Here is a 3043-nt window from a genome sequence, read left to right on the forward strand (position 1 = left end):
TGTGAAGGTCCACCGAACCGCCACGGTGCGAGGCCACCGCCGGCCGCACCCGGTCCGTCGGCAGCGCCAGCTCCTCCGGCAGACCCGCGAGCGTCTCGCGCCAGTACGCCAACTGCCGCGACAGCACACCGGCCGGATCGACCTCATCGCCCAACAACCCGCGCTGCCACACCGTGTAATCCGCGTACTGCACCGGCAACGGCACCCATCCCGGCGCCTCACCACGACAACGCGCGGCATACGCGGTCGAGAGATCGTGTGCGAGCGGACCCATGGACCAGCCGTCACCGGCGATGTGGTGCAGAACGAGCAGCAGTACGTGCTCCTGCGGTCCCACGGCGAACAGGGACGCCCGCAGAGGGATCTCGGCGCGCAGGTCGAACGCGTACCCCGACGCGGCCGCCAGCGCTTCGGCGAGGTGGGGCTCGTCGGGACCGGTGGCGTCGATCAGCCGGAGGTCGATCGGCAGGGTCTGCGGGGCGAGTATCCGCTGGTGCGGGGCACCGTCCACGGCGGGGAAGACCGTACGCAGCACTTCGTGCCGTGCGACGGCGTCCCGGAGGGCCGCCTGGAGTGCGTCGTGGTCGAGGTCGCCGGTCAGGCGGAGGGCGACGGGGATGTTGTACGCGGGGTTGGGGCCTTCCAGCTCGCCCAGGAACCACAGCCGCTGCTGCGCGAACGACAGCGGGACCACGTCCGGCCGGGCCGCAGCCGTCAGCGCGGGCCGGGCCTGACCGGCCTCCGCCAGTCGGCCGGCGATCCCCGCGACCGTCGGCGCCTCGAACAGCGCCCGGATCGGTACTTCCACGCCCAGCAGCGAACGGATGCGGCTCACCAGACGCGTGGCCAGCAGCGAATGCCCGCCCAGCTCGAAGAAGTTGTCGTCGACACCGATCCTCGGCAGGCCCAGGACATCGGCGAAGACGGTGCAGAGGATCTCCTCCTGGGCGGTCGAGGGCCCCCGGCCGCCCGGCACGAGGGCGTGGTGGCCGGGAACGGGCAGGGCCTTGCGGTCCAGCTTCCCGTTCACCGTCAACGGCAGTCCGTCCAGCACCATCATCACCGAAGGCACCATGTGATCCGGCAGAGTGCCCCGTACGAAGTCCCGAAGGGCAGCGGTCAGCCTGCTGCCGTCCTCTCCGGCCTCGGGCCGCAGGACGACGTACCCGACCAGGCGCTTGTCTCCGGGGGTGTCCTCACGGACGATCACCGTGGCCTGCGCCACCGACGGGTGCGAGACCAGCACGGCCTCGACCTCGCCCAGCTCGATCCGGAAGCCGCGGACCTTGACCTGGTCATCGGCCCGGCCCACGAACTCCAGCACACCGGCCGCGTTCCACCGCACCACGTCACCCGTGCGGTACATCCGCTCGCCCGCGGCCCCGAACGGATTGGCGACGAACCGCTCCGCCGTCAGCCCGGGACGGTTCAGGTACCCGCGGGCCAGACCCGCACCCGCCACGTACAGCTCACCCGCCACACCCGGCGGAACCGGCTGCAACCCCCCGTCCAGGACGTACACCCGCGTGTTGACCAGCGGCGAGCCGATGTGCGGGACGGCGTCCGCGTCCAGTGGATCGGTCACCGTCGCGCACACCGTCGTCTCCGTCGGCCCGTACGCGTTCACCAGCCGGCGGCCCGCAGCCCACCGGCCCACCAGCTCGCCACCCAGGGCCTCGCCGGCCGTCACCAGGGTCGACACCGTCGGCAGCGCATCCGGCTCCAACGTCGCCAACACCGCCGGCGGCACCGTCACATGCGTGACGCCGTGATCCGCGACGACACGAGCCAGCGAGGGCCCTGCCAGCCGATTTCCCGGCCCTGCCAGAACCAGCCGGCCGCCGTTGCACACAGCCATCACCAGCTCCCACATCGCCGCGTCGAAACTCGGCGAGGCGAACTGGAGGACCGTGCTGTCGGCCCCGAGCGCGAAGCGCACGATCTGTTCCGCCGCCAGACTGGCGAGGCCCTGGTGCTGCACCACGACGCCCTTGGGCCGGCCCGTCGAACCCGACGTGTAGATCACGTACGCCGGATGGGACGGCAAAAGCGCACCCGCACGCTCCGCATCCGCCACGTCGCCATCCACAAAGCGCCCGAGCAGCTCCACGGTCTGCGGCTCGTCCACGACCACGCACGCCGACATGTCCACGCCCGGCACGCTCGCCGCCGCCGCGGTGCTGGTGATCACCAGCACGGGCCGCGCGTCGTCCAGCACGTAGGCGATCCGCTCGGCCGGGTATTCGGGGTCGATGGGCAGGTATGCCCCGCCGGCCTTCGCCACCGCCAGGAGGGCGACCACCGCATCGGCGGAGCGTTCCATGGCCACACCGACCGGCGTCTCCGGGCCCACGCCCCGCTCGATGAGCAGCCTGGCCAGCCGGTTCGCCCGTGCGTTCAGCTCCGCATAAGACAGCTCGACGTCGTCGGAGGTGAGCGCGGGCGCGTCCGGTGTCCGCGTCGCCTGGGCCTCGAACAGGTCCGGGAGCGTAACGGTGGGTACGTCGCGGGCGGTGTCGTTCCACTCCGTGAGGACGCGGTGCCGTTCCCCGGCGTCCAGGATGTCGACCCGGCCGATCCGCTGACGCGGATCGGCGACCACGGCACTCAGGAGGCTGATGAACCGCTCTCCGATCCGGTCGGCCGTCCCGCGGTCGAACAGGTCGAGCGCGAAGGTCAGGGCTCCCGCGAGCCCGGCCGGGGCGCTGTCGCGGTCGAACCGCTCCGTCAGCGTCAGGTCGAGGTCGAACCTCGCCGATATCCGGGCAGGGGCGAACGGCCGGACCTCGAGGTCCGGCAACTCCAGTGCCGCTTCCGTGTTGTTCTGCAGGGTGAGCATGACCTGGAAGAGCGGGTGCCGGGCCATGGACCTGGCGGGGGAGAGTTCCTCCACCAGACGCTCGAACGGAACGTCCTGATGCGCGAAGGCGCCCAGACCCGTCTCCCGTACCCGGCCCAGCAGCTCGCTGAACGCAGGGTCACCGGAGACGTCGGTACGCAGGACCAGTGTGTTCACGAAGAACCCGACGAGGTCGTCCAATGC

At 71.3% G+C, this 3043-nt stretch carries 1 protein-coding gene; it reads right to left on the reverse strand.

What is annotated here, in order from left to right:
* Positions 1–3016 (reverse strand): amino acid adenylation domain-containing protein (locus AB0469_RS41000; protein WP_366456705.1); only part of this gene is annotated, 3016 nt, incomplete at its 3' end.
* Positions 3017–3043: the final 27 nt, after the last annotated feature.

Source organism: Streptomyces sp. NPDC093801, from assembly GCF_040701585.1.
GTDB lineage: Bacteria > Actinomycetota > Actinomycetes > Streptomycetales > Streptomycetaceae > Streptomyces.